This is a genomic window from Acaryochloris marina MBIC11017 (assembly GCF_000018105.1).
GTDB lineage: Bacteria > Cyanobacteriota > Cyanobacteriia > Thermosynechococcales > Thermosynechococcaceae > Acaryochloris > Acaryochloris marina.
On sequence record NC_009925.1, the window covers coordinates 3,723,397 to 3,750,253 of the forward strand.

Annotated in this window: 23 protein-coding genes; 11 read left to right on the top strand and 12 right to left on the bottom strand. The window is 48.5% G+C overall.

The window, feature by feature from the left end; translation table 11 throughout:
* Window positions 1-92 precede the first annotated feature (92 nt).
* Window positions 93-1,142, top strand: coding sequence for a succinate dehydrogenase/fumarate reductase iron-sulfur subunit (locus AM1_RS16620; protein WP_012164045.1), 1,050 nt, complete (start codon window positions 93-95; stop codon window positions 1,140-1,142).
* A 113-nt stretch (window positions 1,143-1,255) separates the two neighbouring features.
* Window positions 1,256-1,450 carry a chlorophyll a/b-binding protein gene (locus AM1_RS16625; RefSeq protein WP_012164046.1) on the top strand — a complete coding sequence of 65 codons (195 nt, stop codon included), beginning with the start codon at window positions 1,256-1,258 and terminating at the stop codon, window positions 1,448-1,450.
* A 66-nt stretch (window positions 1,451-1,516) separates the two neighbouring features.
* Here AM1_RS16625 and AM1_RS16630 read toward each other — a convergent pair whose 3' ends face one another.
* A complete protein-coding gene (locus tag AM1_RS16630) occupies window positions 1,517-2,116 on the bottom strand; it encodes a superoxide dismutase (protein ID WP_012164047.1) in 600 nt (199 codons plus the stop codon).
* 293 nt (window positions 2,117-2,409) lie between these two features.
* Window positions 2,410-3,489 carry a phytoene/squalene synthase family protein gene (locus AM1_RS16635; RefSeq protein WP_012164048.1) on the bottom strand — a complete coding sequence of 360 codons (1,080 nt, stop codon included), beginning with the start codon at window positions 3,487-3,489 and terminating at the stop codon, window positions 2,410-2,412.
* Between the two features lie 246 nt (window positions 3,490-3,735).
* On the opposite strand from AM1_RS16635, the gene AM1_RS16645 reads away from it, so the two are divergent.
* A complete protein-coding gene (locus AM1_RS16645) occupies window positions 3,736-4,428 on the top strand; it encodes a phosphorylase family protein (protein ID WP_012164049.1) in 693 nt (230 codons plus the stop codon).
* A gap of 15 nt (window positions 4,429-4,443) precedes the next feature.
* On the opposite strand, the gene AM1_RS16650 is transcribed toward AM1_RS16645, so the two are convergent.
* From AM1_RS16650 to AM1_RS16670, 4 genes are all read right to left on the bottom strand, one after another.
* Window positions 4,444-5,400 carry a 3'(2'),5'-bisphosphate nucleotidase gene (locus AM1_RS16650; RefSeq protein WP_187152888.1) on the bottom strand — a complete coding sequence of 319 codons (957 nt, stop codon included), beginning with the start codon at window positions 5,398-5,400 and terminating at the stop codon, window positions 4,444-4,446.
* Window positions 5,401-5,459: 59 nt separating this feature from the next.
* The gene (locus AM1_RS16655; protein ID WP_012164051.1) at window positions 5,460-5,774 is read right to left on the bottom strand and encodes a hypothetical protein; all 315 of its coding nucleotides are present in this window, start codon (window positions 5,772-5,774) and stop codon (window positions 5,460-5,462) included.
* A gap of 10 nt (window positions 5,775-5,784) precedes the next feature.
* Window positions 5,785-6,477: a magnesium protoporphyrin IX methyltransferase gene (gene bchM, locus AM1_RS16660; RefSeq protein WP_012164052.1), complete on the bottom strand. Its 693-nt coding sequence runs from the start codon at window positions 6,475-6,477 to the stop codon at window positions 5,785-5,787.
* A 233-nt stretch (window positions 6,478-6,710) separates the two neighbouring features.
* Complete coding sequence (locus tag AM1_RS16670) at window positions 6,711-7,085, bottom strand: hypothetical protein (protein ID WP_236618844.1); 375 nt, start codon at window positions 7,083-7,085, stop codon at window positions 6,711-6,713.
* 136 nt (window positions 7,086-7,221) lie between these two features.
* On the opposite strand from AM1_RS16670, the gene AM1_RS16675 reads away from it, so the two are divergent.
* On the top strand, window positions 7,222-8,103 hold the full coding sequence (locus AM1_RS16675; protein WP_012164053.1) for an SDR family oxidoreductase: 882 nt from the start codon (window positions 7,222-7,224) through the stop codon (window positions 8,101-8,103).
* 45 nt (window positions 8,104-8,148) lie between these two features.
* On the opposite strand, the gene AM1_RS16680 is transcribed toward AM1_RS16675, so the two are convergent.
* The 3 genes from AM1_RS16680 to AM1_RS16690 form a co-directional block, all read right to left on the bottom strand.
* The gene (locus AM1_RS16680) at window positions 8,149-8,622 is read right to left on the bottom strand and encodes a GNAT family N-acetyltransferase (RefSeq protein ID WP_012164054.1); all 474 of its coding nucleotides are present in this window, start codon (window positions 8,620-8,622) and stop codon (window positions 8,149-8,151) included.
* A gap of 24 nt (window positions 8,623-8,646) precedes the next feature.
* Window positions 8,647-8,841, bottom strand: coding sequence for a hypothetical protein (locus tag AM1_RS16685; RefSeq protein WP_012164055.1), 195 nt, complete (start codon window positions 8,839-8,841; stop codon window positions 8,647-8,649).
* A 65-nt stretch (window positions 8,842-8,906) separates the two neighbouring features.
* On the bottom strand, window positions 8,907-9,326 hold the full coding sequence (locus tag AM1_RS16690; RefSeq protein WP_012164056.1) for a Fur family transcriptional regulator: 420 nt from the start codon (window positions 9,324-9,326) through the stop codon (window positions 8,907-8,909).
* Window positions 9,327-9,527: 201 nt separating this feature from the next.
* On the opposite strand from AM1_RS16690, the gene AM1_RS16695 reads away from it, so the two are divergent.
* Both AM1_RS16695 and gor read left to right on the top strand, forming a co-directional pair.
* Window positions 9,528-10,100 carry a peroxiredoxin gene (locus tag AM1_RS16695; RefSeq protein ID WP_012164057.1) on the top strand — a complete coding sequence of 191 codons (573 nt, stop codon included), beginning with the start codon at window positions 9,528-9,530 and terminating at the stop codon, window positions 10,098-10,100.
* A 108-nt stretch (window positions 10,101-10,208) separates the two neighbouring features.
* Window positions 10,209-11,567, top strand: coding sequence for a glutathione-disulfide reductase (gene gor / locus AM1_RS16700; RefSeq protein ID WP_012164058.1), 1,359 nt, complete (start codon window positions 10,209-10,211; stop codon window positions 11,565-11,567).
* 128 nt (window positions 11,568-11,695) lie between these two features.
* Here gor and AM1_RS16705 read toward each other — a convergent pair whose 3' ends face one another.
* Together AM1_RS16705 and AM1_RS16710 are read right to left on the bottom strand one after the other, a co-directional pair.
* Window positions 11,696-12,166 (bottom strand): QcrA and Rieske domain-containing protein, encoded by a 471-nt coding sequence (locus tag AM1_RS16705; protein ID WP_010469708.1) that lies wholly within the window; start codon window positions 12,164-12,166, stop codon window positions 11,696-11,698.
* A gap of 198 nt (window positions 12,167-12,364) precedes the next feature.
* A complete protein-coding gene (locus AM1_RS16710) occupies window positions 12,365-12,652 on the bottom strand; it encodes a DUF6916 family protein (RefSeq protein ID WP_012164060.1) in 288 nt (95 codons plus the stop codon).
* Window positions 12,653-13,088: 436 nt separating this feature from the next.
* On the opposite strand from AM1_RS16710, the gene AM1_RS16715 reads away from it, so the two are divergent.
* The 5 genes from AM1_RS16715 (at window position 13,089) to AM1_RS16735 (ending at window position 15,669) form a co-directional block, all read left to right on the top strand.
* Window positions 13,089-13,565, top strand: a complete 477-nt coding sequence (locus AM1_RS16715) for a GNAT family N-acetyltransferase (protein ID WP_012164062.1) — start codon at window positions 13,089-13,091, stop codon at window positions 13,563-13,565.
* 160 nt (window positions 13,566-13,725) lie between these two features.
* Window positions 13,726-14,037, top strand: a complete 312-nt coding sequence (locus AM1_RS16720) for a DUF6916 family protein (RefSeq protein ID WP_012164063.1) — start codon at window positions 13,726-13,728, stop codon at window positions 14,035-14,037.
* 68 nt (window positions 14,038-14,105) lie between these two features.
* Window positions 14,106-14,606, top strand: coding sequence for a phage tail protein (locus tag AM1_RS16725; protein WP_012164064.1), 501 nt, complete (start codon window positions 14,106-14,108; stop codon window positions 14,604-14,606).
* A gap of 15 nt (window positions 14,607-14,621) precedes the next feature.
* The gene (locus AM1_RS16730) at window positions 14,622-15,140 is read left to right on the top strand and encodes a phage tail protein (protein ID WP_010469718.1); all 519 of its coding nucleotides are present in this window, start codon (window positions 14,622-14,624) and stop codon (window positions 15,138-15,140) included.
* A gap of 10 nt (window positions 15,141-15,150) precedes the next feature.
* Window positions 15,151-15,669: a phage tail protein gene (locus AM1_RS16735; protein WP_012164065.1), complete on the top strand. Its 519-nt coding sequence runs from the start codon at window positions 15,151-15,153 to the stop codon at window positions 15,667-15,669.
* Between the two features lie 90 nt (window positions 15,670-15,759).
* Here AM1_RS16735 and AM1_RS16740 read toward each other — a convergent pair whose 3' ends face one another.
* Window positions 15,760-26,553: an inverse autotransporter beta domain-containing protein gene (locus AM1_RS16740; protein WP_012164066.1), complete on the bottom strand. Its 10,794-nt coding sequence runs from the start codon at window positions 26,551-26,553 to the stop codon at window positions 15,760-15,762.
* Window positions 26,554-26,857 lie beyond the last annotated feature (304 nt).

The following is a 26,857-nucleotide window of genomic DNA, read 5'->3' on the forward strand; positions in this document are numbered from 1 at the left end:
TACTAAAGGTAATCTTTCTTTAGACTTTCCAGAAAACTCGACAAATATAACAGAAAAATTGATAATCTCTCAAAGTTCTTAGGCATGAAATCATGCAAGTTCTGTTCAAAATATCCCGTCAACAGCAACAAAGTGCAGTTAAAGTCCAGACGTATTCATTAGATGTAGATCCGAGTACCACGATTCTGGACTGTTTGAATTTGATTAAATGGCAGCAGGATGGGTCTCTAGCCTTTCGAAAAAACTGTCGCAATACCATTTGTGGTAGCTGCAGTATGCGGATTAATCATCGGGCGGCTTTGGCCTGTCAACAGAATGTGAAAGCAGAAGTGGCCCGTTCTTATTCAGCCTGGAACAAACAGAATGGTGCCGACTCAGATCGAGAAAATCCAGACTCAATTCCCGTGATAGAAATTGCGCCTATGGGGAATATGCCAGTCATTAAAGACTTGGTTGTGGAAATGGATCAGTTTTGGCAAAAGTTGGACCAGGTTGAACCTTATGTCAGTTCTGCCAGCCGACAAGTCCCTGAACGGGAGTTTCTCCAGTCTCCAGAAGATCGCAGCAAGCTTGATCAAATGGGGAATTGTATTTTATGTGGGGCTTGTTATTCTGACTGTAATGCCCTCCCGGCAAATGGGTCTTTTGTGGGTCCCCATGCGTTGGCAAAAGCCCACCGATTGTTAGCCGATACTCGTGATCAAGCGACGGAACATCGCCTTGAACAATATAACCAGGATATCCAAGGGGTCTGGGGTTGTACCCGTTGTTTTAATTGCAATACGGTATGCCCTATGGGTGTGGCTCCCCTGGATCAGATCAGTAAAATCAAATCTCAGGTCCTGGCGAACCCAACTCTTCCTGACAGTCGCCCCCTGCGCCATCGGCGGGTCTTGGTGGATTTAGTTCAAGAGGGGGGCTGGATCGATGAACGGAAATTTGGATTGAAAGTGGTGGGCAATAACTTTAAAGATTTGCCAGGGCTTTTTAGTCTGGTGCCTTTGGCTGGACAAATGCTCCGGCGTCAAAAACTGCCGATTAAATTTGATGCTTCAACCGGGACAGATGAAGTGCGAGGGCTGATTGAGGCCGTTAAAAAGCGGCAGTCTAAGACGGCTTCTCAGAGCGAGTCAACGCGCTAATTCTGAATGAAGTCAGAATCAGACAGGGGGGATAGATACAGATTGCTAGGGTTTCTTCAGTGCGATCGCAAGGGAATTCCGTTAAGATCCTGAAGTCCTTTGCTGCTTTGTTTATGAGTTCATCAAATGTCCCTGAGCCGGATCAAACCCCCTCAACAGAGCTAGAGACCGTCCCTGAACCTGGGTTTGGGTGGACGGATTATGCAGAGCGGATTAATGGTCGCTTTGCCATGGTGGGGTTTATGGTGCTTCTTTTATTAGAACTAGTGACCCGCCAAGATTTCTTTACTTGGGTGGGATTGCGCTAATCAAAAGAGGCGCTGTACAGCGCCTCTTTTGATTCTAAATAGAGATCGGTCTACCGCATCCTTGGATTAGGCGGCTCCAAAGTTTTGGGCGGCAAAGTCCCAGTTGACCAAGCTAGATAAAAAGGTGTCAATATAGCCAGGACGGCTGTTTTGGAAATCTAGATAATAGGCATGCTCCCAAACATCCATCGTCAGCAAAGGGGTTTGCCCATGGACCAACGGATTTTCAGCATTGGGTGTTTTGGTGATTTTTAGCTTGCCATTCTCCAAGACGAGCCAAGCCCAGCCACTGCCAAACTGAGTGGCGCCAGCTTCCTTAAAAGCAGCCTTAAAGTTATCGTAGTTGCCAAAATCCGTATTGATTTGGGCCGCTAATGCACCACCGGGCAGACCACCGCCGCCGGGCTTCATGGAGTTCCAATAAAAGCTGTGGTTCCAAGCTTGGGCTGCATTGTTAAAGAGACCGGCTTTGGCAGAATCCTTGTAGGCAGACTGAATGACTTCCTCAATGGACATGTCATCCATCGGAGTATCCTTGGTCATGCCATTACACTTGGTCACATATGCTGCATGGTGTTTGTCATGGTGGAACTCTAGGGTTCGGGCGGAAATATGAGGCTCTAAAGCGTTGTAATCGTACGGCAGGTCAGGTAGTTGGTAAACCATGCAGTTCATCCTCTCTTGACAATAGGGTAAATGAGCCTTTTCAAGATCATGGTGATCTAAAAACGACTCTAATTCGATGGGACTATACGGCTGTAACAGCTGTATAGTCTGTGTTCTCTCAAAGATCGCCAAATTATCCTATCACTCATCCTCAGTCTTCTAGGTCTATCTTGAGGTGAGGATAGGGGGGTGTCCGTAACGTAGCTAGAAAATGTTTACTAGTTATGGATCCTTAACCTAACCATAGGTCTTTATTTACCCGGGCGCTACAGCTGCCAATAACTGGGGAAGCCCTAGGCCACTTTCTTGAATGAAGTGTTTTTATTACCCCATAGAAAGGGTTGCTGGCGGACTTGATCAATCAGGCGACGGATAGTGAAGTTACTTAATACGGTGAAGGGACCCACCATAATTAAAGACTTGACCTCTGCTCTGGAAATTTTAATATTCCCGCCAGATTTGAGCATTGCGGTTGATCCGGTGATATCCCGCAGGGTCGCATAGGCAAACACTAGAGGCAAGATGCAAAAAAGCCGAATAGGGATGGCAGACCGAGGAACCTCCATCAAATATTGGGCTGCTTTATCCAGATCGGACCACGCCAGTTCTACCAAAGATGTGATGGCCGCATGATTCTGGGTGAGAAACTCTGGATCTAACAGTTTCTCATGACTGCTGCCATGGGATTCTAAGGCATCTTGGGGGACATAAATGGAGTTTTCATGTTCAGCATCCCAAGCAATATCCTTGAGAATATTGACGGTTTGTAACCCTTCACCAAAGGCTGCACAGGTCTGCCGCAGGGTATGGTATGTGGCAAAATCAACGCTGGGAGAATGCTCAAACCATAAATCTGTGAGCAAATAGCCAACGGTACCGGCGACGTAGTAACAATATTCTTGATATTCTTCTAGGGTTTTAATGCGGATGCCTTGGGCATGCAGTTTGACGAACTTTTGCATCCCCTGCACCATTTCTGTAATCCAATGCTGTAGGGTCTGTTGTGATTTGGCCGGTAAACTACGAAATAGGGCAAAAACAAGATGGGTGTTTTCAACCAAATGGAGATGGGCTGTTTCCCCTTCTAGGGTGCCGACGACTTGGGGGAAAATATCGGCCTGAGCTGGATCATCAAAGCAGGCTAAAAATTTGTCCAAGAGTCTGATTTTGGATTCTACTGTGGCGACGGGATCATCTTCGATGGTGTCTGCAATTCTAGCCAGTAAGTAACCACAGAGGACGGCACGTCCTAGGTTGCCTGGTAAAAACCGAATACTTAAGGCAAAGGTGCGAGAGACTTGTGGCAATATCTCTTGGCAAAAGCGTTCAACTTGCCGATGATCGGTGGGAGACTCCAGGGCCATTTGTACCATAATCGTTCACTCCTGCTTTAAACCAACACTCAAAATGCAAATCACACCACGGCCACAGAGGTCTTTAAGGACAGCATCACTCGTTGACGAATGAGTATGTATACCTGTCTCCGAGTGAACATAGCATACGGAACTCTCAAATTACAGAAGTAGTGTGCGAGTTTTAGATCTGTCCTTTGAATCGTGAACGTCTGAAACCGTTTCCTGCTCAGGCTTTCTTTATTCCAAAACTGGAGATTCATTACCATGCCACTTCAGATTGATTTTGTGTTTGTGCCCCAAGGAGCAGAGTATCGGTCGGTCTATAAGGGCTTACAAATTGCAGGCTATAACGCTGCAACGGTTGTGCCCATTCCCGTGGGTCCCCAGGGGGTGACCCAGTTTCTCCAAAAGTGGCTGCAGCTGTTTCCTGGGAAGACCTCTCTTAATGCCTTACTCATGGGCTTAGGCGGCAGTTTGACTCCTCAACTCTCGGTGGGTGATGGGGTGATCTACCAGACTTGTGTTGACGGTGCCCAAGGGGGAGACGTTCCAATGACTTGTGATCAACAAATCTTTCTGAGTCTATCCCAGCGGCTCTCGGAGACTGTGATACCTGCCACGGGGGTGAGTTGTGATCGCATCATTCATACCGCTACCGAGAAGCGACAACTTGCCCAAACCTATCAAGCGGATGTCGTGGATATGGAAGGGTTTGCGCTGTTGTCGGGGTTGAAATCTACCCCGATCTCCCTAGGCATTGTCCGGGTAATGAGCGACGATGTTCACCATGATTTACCAGATTTGAATGGGGCGATTAGCCCAGAAGGTCGCCTCCAAACCTTGCCCATGGCTATGGGAATGCTGCGGCAGCCACTGCCCGCCCTGCGACTGATTCGAGGATCTCTCAAAGGGCTTAAACAGTTGGAGCAAATCACCACTCAGATCTTTAAGCCCTGAATTTTACCTGAATGCTTAGAGAGCGGCTAGCACCGGATCATGGATGCTGCCATTGCTGACGACGACCCCTTGGTTGTTCACCAGTTTTGCGCCTAGGGAGAAGTCGAGGGCTTGACCGGTAATATCTGTTACTCGACCGCCCGCTTCTTCTACTAAAATCACCCCTGCGGCATGGTCCCAAATCTTCTCGCGATAATCAGGGGTTTTGGGAGAGGGGAGCCGCAAATAGAGGGCGGCTTCTCCAGCAGCAACCGCCATATATTTGGCTTGGCTATCCATTCGTAGGGAGTCTTGGGTGATACCTGCTGCTTTGGCAACAGCGGCTTGGCGGGACTGATCGCCATGGCCGGATTCTACGCTTTCTACAAAGCGGAGATGGTCAGATTGATCCGCAGAGACGACTTTTATAGATTGAGGGGCTCCCCCTGCTAAAGGAGATAGGGTTGCGCCGGCTCCGCGCACGGCAACGCCCATGAGCCCCGTTTGACCCTCTGTAAAAGAGAGGGCTGGACAGCCCAAAACGCCGACTTTAATTTCGCCATTTTCAATTAAGGCTAAGGCGATGGCATATTGATCCCCACGCAGGAACCCTTTGGTGCCGTCAATGGGATCTAAAGTCCAGTAGCGTGATCCTACCTGACCATTGCCATGGTCAATCCAGCCAGTGACTTGATCAGGCGTGGCATCGGGAACAATGGCCTGCACATATTGAGTGACCTGGGCTAATCGCTCAGTCATCTCCGGAGTTCGTAAGTCTGCGGCATCCTCTTCACCCACCACGGGATCTTGAGGAAAAGCTGTAGATAAGGCTCGACAAATTAGAGCTTGAGCGCCAAAGTCAGCCACGGTTACCGGGCTTTTATCTTTCTTCTCAATGGCTTCTGGGACAATTTCGCGCCGCACTTGTTCGCAAAGGTGGGCTGCCGCTTGTACAGCTTGGATGGCGATATTTCTCTCAGATTCGTAGGGCATAATCATGTGGCGTCAACAGGGCAATGTCTACCATAGCTGATTCGCTAGGGTGAAACCAGTCAATCTGAAGACAGAGGGTCAGCCCAGGTGGAGACGCTTTTGACTAACGGGGGGATGTCGTAGAAGTCTGGTGGAAACTCGAGCTGGGTTTCCCGTAAACCTAAATAGCCCGACTCTTGAAATGCCAATAAGACTCGCTTCAGGGCTAGCCAGACTTCCATTTCATATTCCCAATCTCCATACCTTGGGGCATGGCCGGCAATAGCCCGCATGGCCCAAAAATAGCTGTTACGAACTACAGACCCACCCTTCTTAAACTTCGGTAAGTCGTCCTTGTGAATGATGATCAGATCTTGGTCGAGCCGTGCTCGCATGTTGAATCTGCTATGCGTCTGGACGCTTGGCTTCAATGATGCGGGAGAAATAGAAGCTGGTTTTAGTCATAGCTTTGCGTTCAATGGTCCATCCTTGGGATCGCAAAATGTCGCAAATATCAAAATCTCGATGTAGATAAGCGCGGGTCGTTTTGCTGGGACCGGGGAAGAAGCTGCCGATTTTCTTCAACAACATATAGCCAATCGTCCAGGGGGCAAAGCTCAGAATAATCCGGGATTTGGCAAGGGATGCTAAGTGGTTGATCATTTCCGGTACTTTTTGGTCGGGATAATGGATCAAAACGTCCAGACAAATGACCGTATCAAAACTCCCGGATAAGGTTTCTAAGTCTTGAACGCTGAAGTTAGGATTTTGATCTTGGCCCAAGGTTTGCTGGGCTCGAGACTGGGCCTCTTCCACCATTTTTTTAGAAATATCGCTGGCCGAGACCTGGATGCCCATTGTTGCCAAGGGGATACTTAAACTACCCACGCCACAGCCTGCATCGCAAAAGGATTGTCCCGATAAATCTCCGTCGGCTTTTAGCCAGGAGATCACGGTATCTACCGTTTGCTGATGGCCGATGCGAATGTCTTTTTGAACTTTATTGACATCTCCGTCGCCATAAATCCGCCGCCAACGGTCGAAACCAACGGTATTGAAATAATCTTGGACAACAGCTTTATCGTTGGTGGTAGGCATGGGTATATTTCTGGCAACGGTCTCAATCCTCTATGGTTGCAGAAAATTGGACGATCAGGGATTTTTTGCACGACCTAAATATTCAGCCCTTCCTCAAGGGGACGTTGCCCGCTCATATCCCTTGAGGAAGGATCAGGATTGCAGGGGTAGGCAATTCGCTAAGGCTCACCTAGGTCATCTAAGGTTTGAGGGATAACATTGTGGATGTTAGCGCTGGCTTCTACCTCAGGCCTTCAGCGCTTTGTTTTATATCTTTTGTTATAGAGTCGACAGACCAACGGGCTCGGATCTCCGTCTTCAAACGGAATGACTGTACCATCGGCTTGAATGCGAAAGCGATCACGACAGTTATAAGTTTCTCGAGGTTGTCTGGCCCCATCAATGGTGACGATGGCTCGATATTCCCAATAATTTTTGGCTGTACGATTTAAAGACGCTTCACAAATGCGACGGCCTTTGATATTCCGGCAGCTAGCTGCGTAGGCAGGATCAGGAAGACTGAACAGCACTATCCCTCCTATCAATACAATAAGCAAGCTCTTGCGAAGTAGCGTTTTCAACCCTAGGACAGTGATGGGTATCTGTGGCAACGAGAATTGTGAGGTCATCAGCAAAAACTCAACAGAAGTATTGATTTATATCTTGACTTGTATCACAGTCCATACCCAGATTGGCTTAACCTAAACGTACCCTCAATATTTTTTCAACTATTGAGGGGCAATGTGAAATGGCTGCTTAAGTCTAATGGTCGTCTTCCAACCTCACAACCCATCCTGCTCAGCGGCTAAAGTAGTGATGATTACGGGCTGTTCCTCGGGAATTGGCAAAGCCCTCGCCCTAGAATTTCACCACCAGGGCTATCAGGTCTATGCCACTGCTCGAAACCTGGCTGATATGGAAGAATTGGCCCAACAAGGGATGGCTACATTGAAGTTAGATGTCACTTGCCCGGCAGAGATTGCCGCTGTCATTGATACCCTGGTGGCAGAGACGCAGAGGCTCGATATTCTGGTGAATAATGCAGGCTATGCGGTAATGGGACCGTTACTGGATATTCCCCATGCCGAGCTGGTGAACCAGTTTCAAACCAATGTATTTGCACCGATCCAACTGATTCAGCAGGTGGTGCCGTTGATGGGGGAGGGAGGTCTAATCCTTAATTTGGGCAGTGTCTCAGGAATCATGAGTACGCCGTTTGCAGGGCCTTACTGTGCGTCTAAAGCGGCCTTGCATGCGTTATCTGATGCATTGCGTATGGAACTGGCCCCTTTTAATATCCACGTGGTGACCATGCGAGCTGGTGCTATTCAATCCCAATTTGGGCAAACAGCCTCCCAAAGGGCTGAACGGTTGCTCCCTTCCAATTCTCGATATCAGCACCTTGCCCCTCACATCCAGGCGCGCGCCCGAGCGTCTCAGAACCAGGCCACGCCTGCTGCTACCTTGGCCCAACAGCTCGTGCATCGGATTCAGCAATCGGATCGACTCCCCCCTGAAATTGCTATTGGCCATAAAAGTCTTACCTTGCCACTGTTAAAACGATGGCTACCGACTCGACTCTTGGATCGAATTTTGATGCGGAAATTTGGCCTAGGCGATTGGCAACCGGGTCCATTGCAGAAATAAGTCTTGCTCCGGTGCCAACTCGAAGAGCAGTGAGTCGTGAGCCAGCTAAAGCTCTAAGCGCATTTCGTTGGACGGTGTAAAGCCAATCTGCTCATAGACGGGTTTGCCCCAAGGGGAAGCATGGAGGATGGCATGGGTACAATGTTGCAATCGCAAATATTCCACAGCCACTTCAGTCAGTTGCCGACCAAACCCCTGACGACGGTAGGCTGCTTCCACATAGACGCCCCAAATATAGCCATAGTGACGTTGGTCTTGGCTAATCAGAAATGGATACAGCCCCGAAAAGACTTGACAGCCCACCGATCCGACAATGTCCTCATCCAGAGAGGCGATATAGCCCTGATAACCCAACTGATCGCGGGCCGTTGCCAGGAATGCTAAGGTGACGGCTTGCCAATCCGGGCGGATCTGTTCAGCAGGGACCTGGTTATCCAGCCACATTTGGTAAAAATGCAGGGCAATCTGTTCATCATCAGCGGGGGTTGCAGGGCGAATCGTAAGAGAAGAGTCTTGCATGGCGGCATATCCCAGAATGACAGATTAATCTTGGGGGACAGACTGTGAGGATGCATTGCTTTGAATAACGCTACTATGGCCGATGATCACTTGCCATAGACCTTGAGGGGAATGCTGCCATAGACGAGTAAACCTGAGATCGTCCTGGAACGGGGTCTCGCCATAAAGGCCTGCCCACTGCACTCGCAAAACCGATAAAACAGAGCGCAAAGCGGGCATCCTTGACCCAACATCAATGGGGGCTTAGGAGTCACAATAAATAAATTTAAGCTCGTCTATTTTATTTAGGGCTGGCAGCGATCACATAGGCCACTGACGGTAACCTCATAGGTTTGGGCTTTTAAGCCGGGCCGGAGGTTGTTAAGGCTAATTTCTTGGAAACAATTCCAGGGGATGTCTTCAATTTCGCCACACTGGCGGCAGCGGAAATGATGGTGAGGATCGACGTTAGCGTCGTAGCGGGACACGCCTTCTTCAAGTAAGACTTCCCGGACCAGCCCTACATCCCTTAGGGCTTGCAGCGAGCTATACACCGTCGCTTGAGAAGAAATGGGAAAATCTTGATTTAGATCCTGCAATAGATGCTCTACGGTCGGATGATCGGTCCGAGACAGTAAATTGGCATACACCGCATAACGCTGGGGTGTGACTCGGAGACCTTTCTCCTTCAAAACTTGCACGATGGTGTCAGCAGACTGCTTCATTATTTTGTTTGTCAAACAGCAAATACTATTGCGGCAATTTATTCACTAATTATAGATGCAAAACTTGCAATGTCTCAATAAAATATAGTATTTCTTAAAAATAAGTATATATTACTATTGAAATATTCTTAAATAAGAATTATTCTTAGATATGTGGAGGCGATTGCCGACACCTGTTCACCCCAACACATGAGGAAAAACATGGCTGTATTTGCAACTGAGCGAGTGCCTGACGTCGTCTTCAAGACCCGAGTTCGTGATGAGTCCGTTCCAGGACCCAATCCCTATCGATGGCAAGATAAAACCACCCAAGATATTTTTGGTGGCAAGCGGGTTGTTCTGTTCTCCCTGCCAGGTGCATTTACCCCCACCTGTTCATCGACTCACTTACCTCGCTATGAAGAGCTTCATGAAGAAATCAAAGCTCAAGGCGTTGACGAGATTATCTGTCTATCGGTGAATGATGCTTTTGTAATGTTCCAATGGGGTAAGCATCAAGGGGCGGATAAAGTCTTTTTGCTACCCGATGGCAATGGTGAATTCACCCGCAAGATGGGGATGTTGGTGGACAAGTCTAATCTAGGCTTTGGTATGCGTTCCTGGCGCTATTCGATGGTGGTCAATAACGGCCAAATCGAAAAAATGTTTATTGAAGCCGACTATGGCGACAACTGCCCCACGGATCCCTTTGAGGTGTCTGATGCCGACACGATGTTGGCCTATCTCAAAGGTGTACACGCCACTGCAGCTCCTACTGCAGCAGCAGTGGGCTAAATCGGCCTGATGTCACAGTCTGGAGTTGGTCACCGAGCCAGCTCCAGTGTGCCATGCATTGATTAGGCTAAAGTGAAACGTGATTGAATCTGCAAAGGAGGGAAGGCGATGAGTTACGACTATGATGTATTTGTAATTGGTGCAGGCTCCGGTGGAATTGCCACAGCCCGTCGCGCTGCCGAGTATGGTGCCAAAGTTGGCATTGCAGAATATGGCCGTTTGGGCGGCACCTGTGTGAATCGCGGCTGTGTACCTAAGAAGCTGATGGTCTATGCGTCTCACTTCCCGTCCCATTTTGATGCTGCCACAGGCTATGGCTGGAGCCCAGTGGAGAGTCAACTAGACTGGCTCAAAATGATCACGGCGGTGAATGATGAAGTCACACGTCTTAACGGTATCTATCAACGGATGCTAGATAACTCCAAAGTGGAAGTCTACCGGGGACGTGCGGCCCTTGTCGATGCCCATACCGTTGCAATCGGTGATCAAAAGGTCACTGCAGATAAGATTTTGGTGGCGGTGGGGGGCAAACCCGTTAAGCCTGCCAATATTCCCGGTATCGAACATGCCATTACTTCAGACGATATTTTTAATCTGAAAGAGCAGCCTAAGCATCTGGTTGTTCTCGGTGGGGGCTATATCGGCATTGAATTTGCCTGCATTCTGAAAGGATTAGGGTCAGAAGTGACGCTGATTATCCGGGCTGACAAGATTTTGCGCGGTTTTGATGACGATATCCGCACAGAAATTCAAGACGCGATGCAGAAGCATGGTATTCGGGTACTGAATAATATGACGGATCTTGCGATCGCAAAATCCGATACGGGACTCCAAATCACCGTTAAGCAGGCTGATAATGCTGAGGAAACGATTCTAGCCGACGCTGTAAGCCTGGCGGCGACGGGGCGTATCCCCAATCTCGAAGGCTTGGGACTGGAAAATACTGCCGTTGAAGTAGACGGCGGTGCGATCTCAGTTAATGAATATAGCCAGACCGCAGAGCCCAATATCTATTCCGTGGGCGACTGTACAGATCGGATTAACCTCACGCCGGTAGCAATTAACGAAGGCCGAGCCTTTGCTGATACCCATTTTGGCGGCAAGTCACGAACCATGAGCTATGACAATGTACCGACAGCCATTTTCACCACCCCTGAAGCCGCTACGGTGGGTTTAACGGAAGCAGAAGCTCAGGAACAGTATGGCGAAGACAAAATCAAAGTCTTTCGCAGTCGCTTCCGCCCTATGTATTACACCCTTCCTAATCATGATGTGAAAACCTTGATGAAGTTAGTGGTCAATACCGACACCGATCAGGTTTTAGGAGCGCATATGGTGGGGGACCATGCGGGAGAAATTATTCAAGGGGTTGCGATCGCCGTCAAGATAGGAGCTACAAAAGCCCAGTTTGACGCTACTGTCGGGATTCACCCCAGTTCTGCCGAAGAATTTGTAACAATGCGCTAAGCAAGGTGTCACTTTTTGGAATTAAGAGGGCACTTTAAGCTCAGGAATCTGGTATCGAGAGATTCCTCCTCAGAGGATTTAACCCCTGACTACATGTCAGGGGTTTCTTTATTGAAATTAAGCGATTTTTAGCCCGCTTTCACCAAGATGGCGTCTCCGTCTACCTTCGCTTCATAGGTAGGAAGTGAGTCTTTTGCAGGACCGTTGGTAACGGTCCCATCTGCCTTGAACTTGGAACCATGGCAGGGGCAATCCAGGGTCCCTTCTTCTGCATTCCAATCAACAGGGCATTGACTATGGGTACATTGATTTTTGAACGCAACGACTTTGGTTTTGTCATCAGGATTGAAAATGACGAGTAGGGGGGCACCACCAAAGTCTTCCATAACCACAGACCCATTGCTTTCTAGGTCTGCCAGCTTACCGACTTCGGTGAACCCATCTGCTGTTGTAGCTGGAGCGGCAGATTCAGCAGTATCAGAGCCTTCTGGTGACGATGCTTCTGGTGAGTCACTAGAGGTGCAGGCAGCGAGCACCACGGGTAAGCTGCTGGCTAATGTACCAACTCCTACCCACGAGAGAAATGTACGACGATCCATTCAGTGTTCTCCTGTATCTGAGATACGGACTTCGCTGGATATTATGCCTGATCTAATCTCAATTCGCTGTTCTTCAGTGATAAAAAACCCCAATCACATTACAATCTGCGCGATTGGGACTATGCCATGGCCTCGCTTTAGGGAAGAGTCTCGCTGATGGGTTCATCTACCTTAGATGGCTTTGGCTCGAGACCGAGATTAGACCAGGAGGCGAGTGAAGGCAGCTTGATAATACATGCTTGTCGTAGGTTCTCCTGTGGGAACCAGAAACAAGCTAAAGCGCCCCAGCTGACGATGCTGAATCTGATAAGTCCCTTGAGGTAAAGATTGGCCTTGGGGGTCTCGAAAAATAAGCGAAAATTGCTCCAACTGTTGGGACTGTCCAAGATCATCGACTTGCTCTAGCTGGAGGTGCAGCTGCTCTTCTCCTTCGGTGAAGACTTGAAATGTTTTATCCTTGAGGGTCTCAAAAGTAGAGCAATGCATCTGGCTCAAAGATGGATTGCTGGAATTCAATGTCTTAGCCCAGGTGTGAGAGTTTTGTTTAGTACCCAGGGGCAAGAAAGAAGTTCCAACTGTGATGAAAGTGGTGCCAGAGAATAAAAGAAAATGTCGTCGGGAAATACTCATAGCAGTAGACTGATATCCATTCAACGCATAAAAATTTTTACTTCAAGCATTGGCCTGAAGATAATTGTTGCGGCCATTAAACATGAGTTTTTGTGTGCAATAGCTTCACTCATATTTTATTGGCTGAAGCAAAATTGTAATCCTTGTAGCTAATTATAGAGCTTCACTTCAGAATAGAAATTAAGAAATAAGTAGTTTTAGGTGCATGCAAATAATTCATCTTATATAAAATAAAAAGCCTATCAGTTGAAGATATTTTAGAGGAAAATATTACGGCTTTTAGCAGGTGATTATGCATTTGTCTATCGACTTTCGTCCAATATGTGATGACGATCTCAATTATTTAAAGCAAATCTATGCAAGCACTCGTGCAGAAGAATTGCAGGTCTTATCCTGGAGTCAGGAAGAGAAGGAGATCTTCTTGCAGAGACAGTTTCAGGCCCAGCACCAATATTATCAGGCTCAGTTTAGAGAGGCTGAATATTTGATGATTTTGGAGGGAAATCAGCCAATTGGTCGCTTATATGTCGACCGACGCCCTGATGAGATTCGAATTATTGATATTGCTATTTTACCTGCCTATAGAGGACAAGGAATTGGTTCATCGCTACTACAGCAAATCTTAGCTGAAGGGCAGTGCTCACATAAATCCGTCAGGATTCATGTTGAGCAAAATAATAGAGCTTTAAAGTTATACCAACGTCTTGGGTTCCAAAAGAAATCTGAGAATGGTGTTTATTTTTTGATGGAATGGATGCCTAATTCTTAGCGAAAATATATTTATAAGACAGCAGTTTTGGAGTGATTATATTCATTTTTGATAGAAAAATAATGACTTTATAAACATAAGATAGAAAGACCTGTCTTGTGAGTGATTGAGGAGCTGTTAACGGTTAATAAAGATGACGTTATAGGTGCAAAGTGAGGCGATGAGACTAGCAGAATTAACACAATCACAATTTTCAGACTATTTAGGGGATGCGTTCCGAATCGAAGGAGAATTGGAGGCATGCCTGAACCTTCAGTTGATTGAGGCGACCCATCTATCATCAGGACGCCATACGAAGTCCAACGGTCAACGTCCAGAACCTTTTGCTTTAGTTTTTCAAGGACCGCAAACTAGCCCTTTAGATCAAGCGACTTATCAGCTACAGCACGAGCATTTGGGAGAGCTGCCTGTGTTCTTGGTGCCTATTGATCAGGATGAAGAAGGGGTCTACTACGAGGCAATTTTTAATTAGGCTGACAGCATAATTCTGCAAGATAGCCACTGTTGAATGATTTATTTCAAATTGTGAGGGTATTGCTTATGTCAGAACCGTTTTTAGCAGAAATACGAATAGTAGGCTTTAATTTTGCTCCGCGAGGTTGGGCTTTTTGCGATGGGCAAATTTTGCCGATTAATCAAAATCAATCACTTTATTCACTTTTAGGTACGACCTATGGCGGAGATGGTCGCACATCTTTTGCCCTGCCTGATTTGCGGGGGCGAACACCGATTCATGTCAGCAGTAGCCATCTCCAGGGACAAAAGGGAGGTGAAGAAACCCATACCTTGGCTGGGAATGAAATGCCACAACATACCCATCAACTTCAAGCCTCATCTAGTGCTGCGAATAACCCTATTCCGACTGGCCATGTGTTGGGAGAGGTCTCATCTGGGTTGTATCACAGCAATACTAACTCTGTAGCACTGCTTGCGGGCACAGTGACTAATGTTGGAGGTGGTCAGGGACACGATAATATGCAGCCCTATCTCGCTGTTAACTTCTGCATTGCCTTACAAGGTCTTTTCCCGTCCAGAAATTAGTAGGAGATATCACTTATGTCAGAACCTTTTGTTGGTGAGATCCGTATGTTTGCAGGCAATTTTGCCCCGCGTGGATGGGCGTTCTGTGATGGGCAACTGCTGGCTGTGTCCCAAAATGATGCTTTATTTTCTTTGCTTGGCACGATTTATGGCGGTGATGGTCGAACTACCTTTGGATTACCCGATCTGCGGGGACGTATTCCCATTCATGCAGGGACAGGTCCAGGGCTTTCCCAGCGTAGGCTAGGTGCGAAAAGTGGTGTTGAGCAAGTCACCTTGACTGCAAATCAGCTACCCAGCCACACTCATACATTGCAAGCCTCAACTGACTTAGCTGATCAAACGGCACCACAGGGCAACGTCATAGCCCAGCCCTCAACACTGTCTCTCTATGCCCAAGAACCTATTGATACCAATATGAATGTTGCTGCCATTACCAGTGTGGGAGGGAGTCGAACGCACTCCAACCTACAGCCATTTGTATGTATCAATTTCATTATTGCTTTGTTGGGTATCTACCCATCCCGTAACTAAGGAGTGTTACATGTCCGAACCTTTTATTGCCGAAATTCGCATTTTTGCAGGCAACTTTGCACCACGAGGTTGGGCCTTTTGTGATGGGCAATTGTTACCTGTTTCCCAAAACACCGCGCTCTTTTCTTTAATTGGCACAACCTATGGCGGTGATGGTCGTAGCACTACGGCATTGCCTAATCTACAAGGACATGCGCCGATGCATCCAGGACGTGGTCCAGGTTTAACGTCTCGTAGTCTAGGTCAGAAGGGCGGAGCAGAAATAATTACACTGTCTGAAGCTCAAATGCCTAACCATACCCATACGTTAAGAGCAACTTCGGAAACTGCTGAGCTTCAAGAACCTGGAACAGATCGGGCACTGGCTCGTTCTTCTCGGGGACTTGCCTATCAATCTGCTGCGACTAACCTCGTTACTATGGCTGACCTCCCTAATGCGGGAGGGAGCCAATCCCATAACAATATGCAGCCCTATTTAGCTGTCAATTTTATTATTGCTTTGCAAGGGCTCTATCCATCGCGCAGCTAATTGTCTAGTTTTTAGACTGTTGGTGGTTAGCTTCAAACTAGCCACCAATTTTTGTCTGAGCGTAGACCGGGACAGTCATACTTGGGTCAATTAAGGAGGGGTGGGGCAAGAAACACCACCACTGAAGGTGAGGCCGGCATCAATAGTGGTGTTGTCAGCCACACCATTATTGCGTCCTGTTAAATAGGTTTCTACATCTGTTGCACTGGTCCCCAATCCTGTGAAGCCCGGCAAAACAAACGAATCTGTGCTGCTTCTCAATCTCAAGCGAATATCAATAACCCCGGCTTCTGTCGTGATTGTGTTAGCTAGCGCACCAGCCCCGCCAATATCAGCGCAAGCATTTATGTCGTCAGTTGTCGAGCCTGAGGCACCAGATTGAAAGAAAATGCCTGGTAGGCCAAATATATTGGATTGTGTCAACGTGTTACCGGTGATTGTTGCATTGAATGTGTTGTCTCCATCTCTAGCAAATAGTCTAACAACTTCATTAAAGCCATCATTGACGAGTGTGTTATCAGTAATTGTGATTGTCAATGTTCCGTTACCCTGAGCAATTGCTTCAATAGGTTCACCGAAATTATTCGTATCGGTCAGACTAATAAAATTGTTGTCAATATTGCCCTGTAAGCGTCCAGATGTTGTCGATTGACTACCCAGTAGCACGTTAATCCCATCAGAAGCTGCATTGCTAAAGAGCACGGGATTACCTGCTGTTCCGTGATTTCGGATGTCGAAATTTACGACTGCATTTAGATTCGACGTAATCTGACCAAACGTATTTGTTCCAGTGATGGTGTTTCCATCTAACACCACATCAGCTGTCCCTTGATCCGTGACATTAATGATGAAAGCGCTGGCAGGAATATTCTGAATGGTGTTATTGGCAATATTGGCCGTTGTTAAGACTGAAGTTCCCGTCCCTTCGTAGACAAAGGCACTGTCTTGCGTATTATTCGAGATAGTATTGCCTGTTAAGGTCAAGCTGCTAAGCGTGCCCGAACTATTGCGAATATCAATGCCAAAGGATTGACTACTATCGATGAGACTATTGGTAATGGATACTGCGCCAGTGACTCCATTGAGAGGTGTTGTTGTATCACCAAACTGAATTCCAGATTCTCCGTTAGCATTGCCGTTACGGAGAATGCGCCCGCTGGTCAGGGTAAACCCATTCACGTTGTCGCCAAAAATACCATCATCGCCGCCATCGGTGACATCTATAAAGCTGAGTGAAATATTTTGGGCATTACTCAAACGGATGCCTGCCCCTGTGCTGTTATCAATGAGCCCTCCCGATCCTAAGGTTGCTCCATCTCCTGTCACATTGAAACCGCCACTACCAACATTATTTAAATTGATGCCATTAGTTCCACCATTTGCTGAAATGCTCTGAAAAGTGACTCCACTTGTACCTATCGTGGTGTTGGCTATATTGAGCGCTGTGGTTGCCCCGGAATTAATTGTGTTGGCTGTACCCGTAACATTCACTGTGCCCCCGTTGGTGGCATTGAAGCCTATGCCTGTAGTGGTATCGATATCTAAATTGCTACCTGCAAAATTAATCGTAGCGCCAGTATTGCTGGTCAAATTGACCGCATTGACCGTCCCAGAATTCAACGTGAGGGGACCCGTAATGGCGACCGTACCCCCTGTCTTATTCGCCACATTGACATTGCGAGCGCTGAAAGCTGTTCCAGTTCCACGGGTAATAGTGATATTACCCGTCCCACCATTCGCGTTGAGTAATGCCCCAGCAACATTGATAGTGTTGTTCTGGGCGGTCACATTCGTCGTCAGGTTCGCAACATTGAAGACCGTAGCATTGGCACTAACATTTTGAATGACATTGTTCTGAATCGTGATACCCGTGCCATTACTGAACCCAGCGGTGGCATTATCAATATCGAAAATGTTAGCCGTGCCAGTGCTGTATTCAAAGGTATTGTGCTCGATGGTATTGTTGCCCCCTAGTGTCAAGACATCGCTACCCGCTGTTGAGTTGGTGATCACGGCAGAGTTGGCTGTGATAGTCCCCCCGACTGTACTGAACGTGCCTAAAATATTGGCCGGTTTTATAGACCCAAACGATACCGAGTTAGTGTTGGCAAAACCTGTAATGCTTTGACCTGTCGCCAGGGTAAAGCCTGTAGCTCCCTGGGCCGTTACATCAATATTGCCGATAAAGGCAAAGGTTTCGGTTCCGGCCAATAGATCCGCCGCAGCTACAGAGATCGTACTGATGGATTGACTTAGGCCAAAGCTCCCAGCGGTGAGCGTGCCGCCATTCTGACTGACAAAGGTGGCTGAGGCTGCACCCGCAGGGAAATTCGCTGCATCGCCTGCACCAAACGTGACATCTTCAAAATCAAAACTGGAGGCGGCTAGGGTGCCATTCCCGGCATCTACGGTGAAGGCTCCTGCTTGAGCGTTGACATTAATGCTGGACCCGGTATCACTGGCAGATTCACCATCGCCAAAGGTAAACTGAACCGCCGCAGTATTATCGATGACGACCCCTCGGTGCAGATCCGTAATACTGCTGGATGGGCCTGTTGCTGGTGTGGTTTGGGTCCCTAGATTGACAGTCTGATTGCCAGCCAATGCGGTTAAATCAACCCCGATAGAGTTAGTCGAGGTATCAGGACCAGAAATGGCGACTGAGTTATAGGCCGCAGTCCCTGATAAGGTGGCTCCATTGAAGTTGATGCCGACCTGATTGGCGGCAGCCCCCACATCTGTAATTGTGGTGGTACCGAACGTTGTTGCAGCGTTCGTGCCGACATAGCGAATGCCACTCGTGCTGGCGGTTGTCCCCAGGTCGATATTGACGGTGCCAAAGGTGAGGGTGCCACTATTGCTGGTTAAGGCAATGGCATTACCTGTGGGGCTGTTAACGGTTGTAGTGCCAGTGACTGCAAAGGAACCCGTCAAAGTGTTGAGGGAAATACCACTGGCTCCTGCTGTAGAAGAGACGGTATCAACAGTAATGTTAGACGCAATTCCATTGAGGTTGATAGCCTGACCAGATGTTGTGGTGACGGACTCATCCCCTGCTGTAGCCGCTACACCCACTGTGCCGCCAGTGGTGGCATTCAAGCCTGTGCCTGTGGTGGTATCAATGTTTAAACCACCATTGAAATTGATAGTGCTGCCTGTATTGTTGGTGAGGTTAATGCCAGGGGCAGTACTGGTATTGGCAGTAACTAAGCCATTAAAAGCGGTGGTGTTTCCGGTTTTGTTGTTGATATTGACCGCACTGGCTGCATTATTTTGGGTAATGGTGCCAGCGTAGGTGACGGAGGCGGTGCTGGTGTCTTCATTAAACGCAGTTCCTGATGGGCTGGTGATGGACGTATTGGCACTAAAGGTGAACGTGCCCGCAGACCCATTGAGGATATCAATTCCAGCATCACCACCATTCAGAGTTGTAGTGCCGTTGAAGTTGTAGGTGCCATCAGCATTATTAAACTGCAGGCCATTGCCATTCGTGGCATTAATGTTGGTTGTGTTGGCAAAAGTGATGGTGCCTGTATGCCCACTTTGAACATTAACGGCGCTAACATTATTGGCCTGAGCAATCGAACTGGTGCCGTTATAGTTGATATTGGCTGCACCACCGTCAACATTCAAACTAATGCCAGTGGGACTGGTGATAGTTGTGTTTGCAAAGGTGAATGTGCCTGCAGACCCATTGAGGATATCAATTCCAGCATCACTGCCATTCAGGGTTGTGGTGCCGTTGAAGTTGTAGGTGCCATCAGCATTGTTAAACTGCAAGCCATTGCCATTCGTGGCACTTAGCATTCCAGTTTGGAAGGTGACCGTTCCTGTAGAATGGCCGCCCGTTACATTGACCGTGCTGGCATTATTGGCCTGAGCGATACTGCCGCTATAGGTAATGCTGGCCGTACCCCCATTGAGATTGAATGCTGTACTTGTGGGATTGGTGATGGAGCTAGCGGTATCAAAATCAAAGGTGGCGTTGCCTCCGCTGATATCCACGCCAATACCGGTGGCGTTGGTGATGTCTAAATTATCGATGTTGATGGTGCCAGCGGCATTGGTAAAGACGACCCCCCCAGCTAGGGATACATTCTGGAGGGTAGTTGTCCCGGTAGCATTTGTGATTTGAAGCGATGTCCCCGTGGTGCCCGTACTGGTGATATTAGAGAGCATCGTATCCGCAGCATTAACAATGACATCAGTGTTATTGCCGCTAAAGGTGACATTGTTGAGGGTGGTATTGGTCGAAGGTGTAATTTCAATCCCAGTAGTGAAATTCTGGATGGTTGTGTTTTGAATGGTGGTATTGTTTGCACCTGTTAAACCTGCGATCGCACGGGTAGCCGTACTACTACCATCGAAGATCACATTCTGAATCGTATTGTTATTCGCCAGGGTGATAACGTTATTCCCAGCGCTAGTACTGAGGACCGCAGCACCATTCCCCGTGGGATCTGTGATGTTGGTACTTGGGAAAGTACCTAATACATTAGCGGGTTGCTGAAAACCAAAGGTTTGACCATTACCAAACCCATCGATGGCATCGCCAGTACCCAGGGTAAAGCTATTGCCTGCCGCCGCCAGCAGCGTATCAAAGTTATAGGTAGTGCCATTGTTGATAAAGACAAAGGTGTTGACGGTAGCCAAATTCGCTTGAGTTTGAGCAGCAGCAACACTAGCGGCTTGAGTTGGAGAGCTACCATTCCCCGTCCCCGTATCAGAGACAAAGAAGAGCTGCCCCGCGACCCCGGCTCCACCTGGGAAGTTGGGATTGCCCGTAAAGGTGACATCGTTAAAGTTATAGGTGCCACTAGCAGGATCTAAACCGACAGCCTGCACTGTAAAGCCACCCGCTGTGACGCTAATTGTACTTGCTTGATCGACGGTATCTTCACCATCCCCAAAGATAAAGTTGACGTTTGCCGTTGTTCCGACGGCTTGACTGGAAGACAGCTCTACTCCAATTTCGACATTGGCGATGGAACTGGGAGTGTCCGTACCTGGGTTCATTGAGTCACCCACCTGGATCAGACGATTGCCGAGGGTGGAGGACAAGTCGATACCCACAGACCCTGCAGTTCCCGTTCCTGCAATGTTCAAAGACGTAAACCGGACCCCACCTACTGGATCAGACCCAGCAAAATCGACTCCCGTATCGTCTCCGAAATTCGTAATGCTGGTGTTGCCAAAGGCAATAGCTCCATTATTAACCCCTTCAATATCAATACCCGCTGCATCAATCACACGAGGCGTGAATAATGGTGTGGGGACAATCGGCGCTCCAGGGTTACTGATATTGGTCGTGCCAAAGGTAACGTTGCCTGGATTATTAGAAATAAGAATGCCATCTTCAACAGTGGTGTTGATAGTGGTAGTTCCTGTGGCGGTGAAGGTTCCTGTATTCCCTGTCAATTGAATGCCTACAGTGGGTCCTCCGTTAGTCAGGACATTACCTGTGGCTGGAGTGATTGTAGAGGGGGCAATACTAATTGAATTGAAAGCAAAGTTCGCGCTGGAGTTGCTAATATTTATCCCTTGCGTTGTTCCTGCACTAGGATTAGGACTAAAGAATTGTGCACCTATCTCTTGAGAAATTTCTGGTGCGGTAATAGAAGTTGCCCCAGTGACCGTGAATGAGCCTGTGACTTGATTAGCCACAAATCCACTGTCAAATCCATCCCCATTTAAATTTAGACTAGATAGAGTGATTTCAGAATTGACCTGGTTAAGGTCAATTTGGCCCGCATCGACATTGCCATCTAAGATCCGAATCGTCAAATCAGCACTACTCGCATTGGTTAAGATGGCGGCATTGGTTACGTTGGCATTGAATTGGTCAAAGCGAATCGTTCCTCTACTGCTCCGGCCAGTATCAAGTGTTGCTGCAGTAAAGCCAAAAGAAGTCCGTTCCGTGGGACTGCCAAGGGTTAAGGTACCCCCCTGTACTTCTTGCAAACCCGCCGTGTTGGGATCTGCATCAAACACGACCCCGTCAAACCGGAAGCCGTTCGCCATAAAAGCGGGATTGAAGGCTGTGGAATCTCCTTGCAGCGTGTTGTTACTAAAATCGGTAACGATTAAGCCTTCTGTAATGCCCTGAATAACAACCCCCTGATCTTCTGTTTTGAAGATGCTGTTGGCAATGGATAGTACTAACTGATCGTCATCACGGGTTTCTGCAAACACCCCAAAATCCAAGCCTCCAATACTGGCAGTGGCATCATGAATGATAGAAATGCCGTCGATTGCCACCGTGAGGTTGCGAGTCGTTGTAACATCATTCTGAATAATAGAAAAGCTATTTTGATTGCCGCCCACTGGTGAGCTGAGGGTGCCGCCATTCACGGTAAATGCGCCATCTAAATTACTGAGGGTTATCCCAGAACCAGAGGTTGACCGAGTGGCGCTAATGGAATTGAAGGTTGTATTCACTGTACTATCGGCAATATTGACGGCCAGACCATCCGTAGTGACGACGGTGTAGGTGCCTGTAGAGCCCATTGCCCCCACATTGACCGTACTGCCTGTGACATTGAATCCAATGGCTGTCGTTGTATCTATATCTAGTCCGCCTGTAAAGCTGACCGTGCTTCCCGCATTACTTGTTAGATTCACTCCAGTTGCCGTACCGGTATTGGCGGTGACTAAGCCATTAAAGGTGGTGGTGCCTCCAGTCTTGTTGTTGATATTGATGGCACTAACCGCATTATTTTGAGTAATCGTGCCGGTATAGGTAACAGTTGCAGTACTTGTATCTTCGTTGTAGGCAATTCCGGTTGGATTCGTGATGGCGGTATTGGCAAACGCAAAGGTGCCTCCAGAGCCATTGAGAATATCAATACCCGCATCCCCGCCATTGAGCGTAATCGGACTATTAAAGGTGTAAGTTCCATCAGCGTTGTCAAACTGCAACCCATTGCCGTTAGTGGCATTGATGGTGGTGGCCGCATCAACCGTCAAGGCACCCGTGTGTCCCCCGCTAACGTTGACTGTGGCTAACGGATTGCCGTTGTTGAGGGTGGAGCCTGTAATATTGACGTTTACAGTGCCGCCATTAAAGTCCACCGTTGGCAACGTAGACTGTTGAATCGTGGCTGTTCCCGCTAGACCTGTACCAGAAACGGCTGGCCCATTACTGCCATTATCCAGAACGACTCCATTGATAGTGTTGTTATTGGCGAAGGCCACGGTTGCAGGCGTTCCTGCTCCCGTGGTGGTCAAGGTAGGGACTCCGTTACCAGTCGTGTCTGTAATTGACCCTGTTGAGGCATTCAGTAGCACATTGCCGGGACCAGCAAACGGAACATTGATTGTGGATCCGTTGCGGAAACTGAGAATTTGTTGATTAGCAGTCAGGTCAAAAGAGCCCCCTGCATTGATGGCATCAATGACATCTGTTCCAGATGTATTCACCAAGATAAAAATATCGGCCGTTGGGCTGGCCTCTGCAGCGGTAATACTGCCTGGATCTGTAATCGTGGCTCCTGAGCCATTCGTATTCTGATCAACGAAGAATAACTCAGGGAACGTAAACCCAAGTCCCGGACTGCCTGCAAAGGCAACATCTCGGAAGTTATAGGTGCCATTTGTCCCCACAGCACTGGCATCAATGGGAGTCGTCGCTGCAATCGTACTGGGAGCATCCACCGTCAACTCCCCATCCCCAAAGATAAAGTTGGCATTGGCATTATTCAATTGCACCCCAACACTCACCCCCGCAATCGAACTGGGCGTATCTCCATTGATATTGGCTGGATCACCTAAGGTAATCACCCGATTACCCGTGGTATTCGTCAGGTCAATCCCCGTGCCCACATTGCCCGTATTCGTAATCGCCACCGTGGGAGCCGTGACGCCGACATTCGCCCCCGCCAGATTAATCCCTGTTCCCGTAAAGCCATTAATCGTCAATGCCCCCAAGTTAAACACTGTGGTGGCATCATTAATTCCTGAAAGATCCAAGCCATCTAACCCAGCGTTGGTGATGGTCACGGGACCAAAGGTATAGGTCCCTGTACTATTGGTCGCTAAGAACCCATCTCCAGTGGTGTTGGCAATCGTAGTGGTTCCAGATACCCCCACCGAACCTGTTACTGTATCCAGGTTGATGCCATTCGTTCCCCCAGTCGAAGACACTGAATCAAAGGTGATGTTGGCCGCTATATTGTTGAGATTCAGAGCAGTGCCACTGGTCGTGGTGACCGATTCATCCCCACTTGTGGCAGTGACATTGACGGTGCCGCCATTGGTGGCGTTAAATCCAGTCCCTGTGGTGGTATCAATATCTAAGCCCCCATTAAAGGCAACAGTATTCCCGGTATTGTTGGTCAGGTTCACTCCAGGAGCAGTACTAGTATTAGCCGTCACCAACCCATTAAAGGTGGTTGTCCCTCCTGTCTTATCCGCAATATTGACCGCACTGGCTGGATTATTTTGGGTAACCGTACCGTTATACGTAACGGTTGTGGTTCCACCGGCAACATTGAATGCTGAACTCGTGGCATTGGTAATGGAGCTGGTGTCGTCAAAAGTGAAGGTGGCATCACCGCCTGTAATATCGATACTGTTATCGCCAGCATTGGTGATATCGACATTAGTGGCCGTAATCGTTCCTGATGGGTTGGCAAACTGGAGACCGTCTCCACCTGAATTGGAGATATTGACATTGGTGAGGGTGGTGGTGCCTGTGGCATTGAGAATCTGAATGGCGGGACCCGTGGCGTTGGTGCTCGCAACGTTGGCTAAGGTCGTATTGGCGGCATTGACGATGGCATCTGTAGCGTTGTTGTTGAAGACCACATTGTCGATGGTGGTGTTGGTGGAGGGGGTGATCTGAATGCCAGCGATGGTGAAGTTCCCGAGGCTGCTGTTGCGGATGGTGGTGTTGGTGGCTCCTGTAACGGCAGCTATTCCCCGAGGAGCTGTATTTTGACCATTGAAGGCAAGACCATCGATGGTGTTGTTATTGGCGAGGGTGAGGACGTTGTTGTTGGCACCATTGACCAGTTGGGGTTGTCCGGCATCGAAGATGGTGACTGAGCCCAGGTTGGGAACAGTGAAGACAAAGTTGGGAGTGGTGCCGACCCCTAGTGCTTGTTGTCCCTCCTTTAGGGAGAGGGTTCCACCGGTTCCGGTTTGGGTATCGATGGCTCCAGCATCGTTGAGAAAGAAGAGAATATCGTTGGCTTGGGTAAGAGCGCTGGCCTGAGCAATAGTTAAAGGACTGCTTTGGGTTCCACTGCCAGCGGTGCCATCTCCATCGATGAAGAAAATATTGATGGGGAGTCCAGTGGCGGGGTTAAGGGCTACTTGGGAATTTGAGGCAATAATCTGAGGTCCAAGGGGAGAAAGGGAACCTTGACCCGCTGCCGCTGCCTGGAGTTCAGCCATAGAAATAGGACGATTGATGTCCTGGGCAAAGGTCGTGATTTCGTACTCGCGCTCAATCGGGCGACGGGCTAATCGCTGGGTAAGGGTGAGGGGCTGAGAGCGTTTAGGGCCTCCAAAGGGAATCCCCAGACGAACAAAGCCTTCGAGTTCTGAGCCTCGGGTTTCATCAAAGCGGAAACGGCCGCCAACTTGTAACAAGCCTCCGTTCATCCCTAAAGGATCTTGAACTTCGAGTTGGGTACGGGCCATGGGGCCATCGATGCTGAGGGTTTCGCGACTGTCAAAGAAGAAGTAGCCTCCAAACAGGCCGAGACTGACTTTGTCATTGAAGTGATGACGATGGCCTGCTTCAAAGTCAAACCCGGCCAGGGCTCGTTCACGAGCTTCTAGAGTAAGGGTTTGTTGGACAATGTTGGTGCCCAGGCCATTCGCTCTCGGCTGAATCCCTAAAACACCGTTGATGGTGCGTTGACCGACGACATTAGGGTTACTGCCAGGGAGATAGCCGTTAACTCTAAACTCGAATTTCTTGTTGACGAGTTCAGCCCCAAGGCTGCCTTGGTGATACTGAAAGCCGTTTTCACTCCGTTTAGAATCGTAGAAGGCATGGGTGCCGAGAATCCAAGGGTTCTCGTTCGAGGTGTTGAGGATACGGCGATAGGCGAGACCAAGGTTGCCCAGGAAGGTTTCGTTACTGCCTCCTTCAAAATGAACATCAGCAAAGGCGAAGGATTGATCATCCTGCCAGAAGGGAAGTCGGAGGTTGATCCCTCCAAATTGACGACGGGTACTGCCACGGAATTCGGTATCGACAAAGTAGGGAATGCCTAGGTTGGTAGAAGTGTCTGCTTCTGTATTGGTGTCGTTAGAAGTATCTGATTTCTCGCCAGTTTTGGTGTCCGTAGGGACATTAGGCTCTGCTTGGACTAAGCGGTGGGATGTTGCTGCAGGAAGATTAGATGGAGTCGTTCCTTTATTGATCGCGACAACTTGTGGTGCTGTTGTCCATCCTGCTTCTGCCAACGTGCGAGGCGGAGAGGCTGTAAAGGGTGGATTGGTGTCAATCGTTGGAGGAAGCTGGTCGATGACAGGCTGATCCGTCAGGTCCTTGGGTGAAGGCTGGGGGTGTTGGTCAGATTCTAAAGGAGCTGTTAGGGATGCTTCAGGACGCTGTGTGATGCTCTCATCCTGGGGTAAAGGAGATAGAGAATGTTCGGGAACGGTGTCAGCAGAGTCAAGCGCCAATTGAAAGTCGCTGGGTGGAGAGATGTAGGCTGCAGTAATCTCCGATTCTGCCGAAGGTGGTGCCTCTAATGGTGCTGGATCAGTACCGATATTCCCTAGAGGCTCGGTTGCTTGGGGTAGGGCAGCCGAGATCTCTTCGGCCAGCGCCGCCATGGGCCATACCCCTGCGATCAGCAAACTAAGTGCTAAGGATTTCCCAAGGTGAGATCGCACCTTGGGATCAATACTCATCCAGCCAGCCATTAGTACCTCACTTACCGCTCAGCGGTTGTGTCTCACTTGCAAGTCACCCTGGCAACCATTGGGTTGCTAGATTTATCTCTTGTTCCCAAAAATCATGGCAACTTACATGACTAGGGATAATTAGTCTTTGGTAGGGGAGCGAAGAAGATTTCAATCAGTCATGCAGGTATCTTTGGGGTTATCTAGTATTTGTTCTAGTCAAAAAGTATGAGAGTGACCTGCCTTGATTCCACGCCATCAGCCATGCTCTATACGTGTCTGGAAAAGGACTATCGTCAGTCTTGAAGAGGTCAAGCCCGGTTCT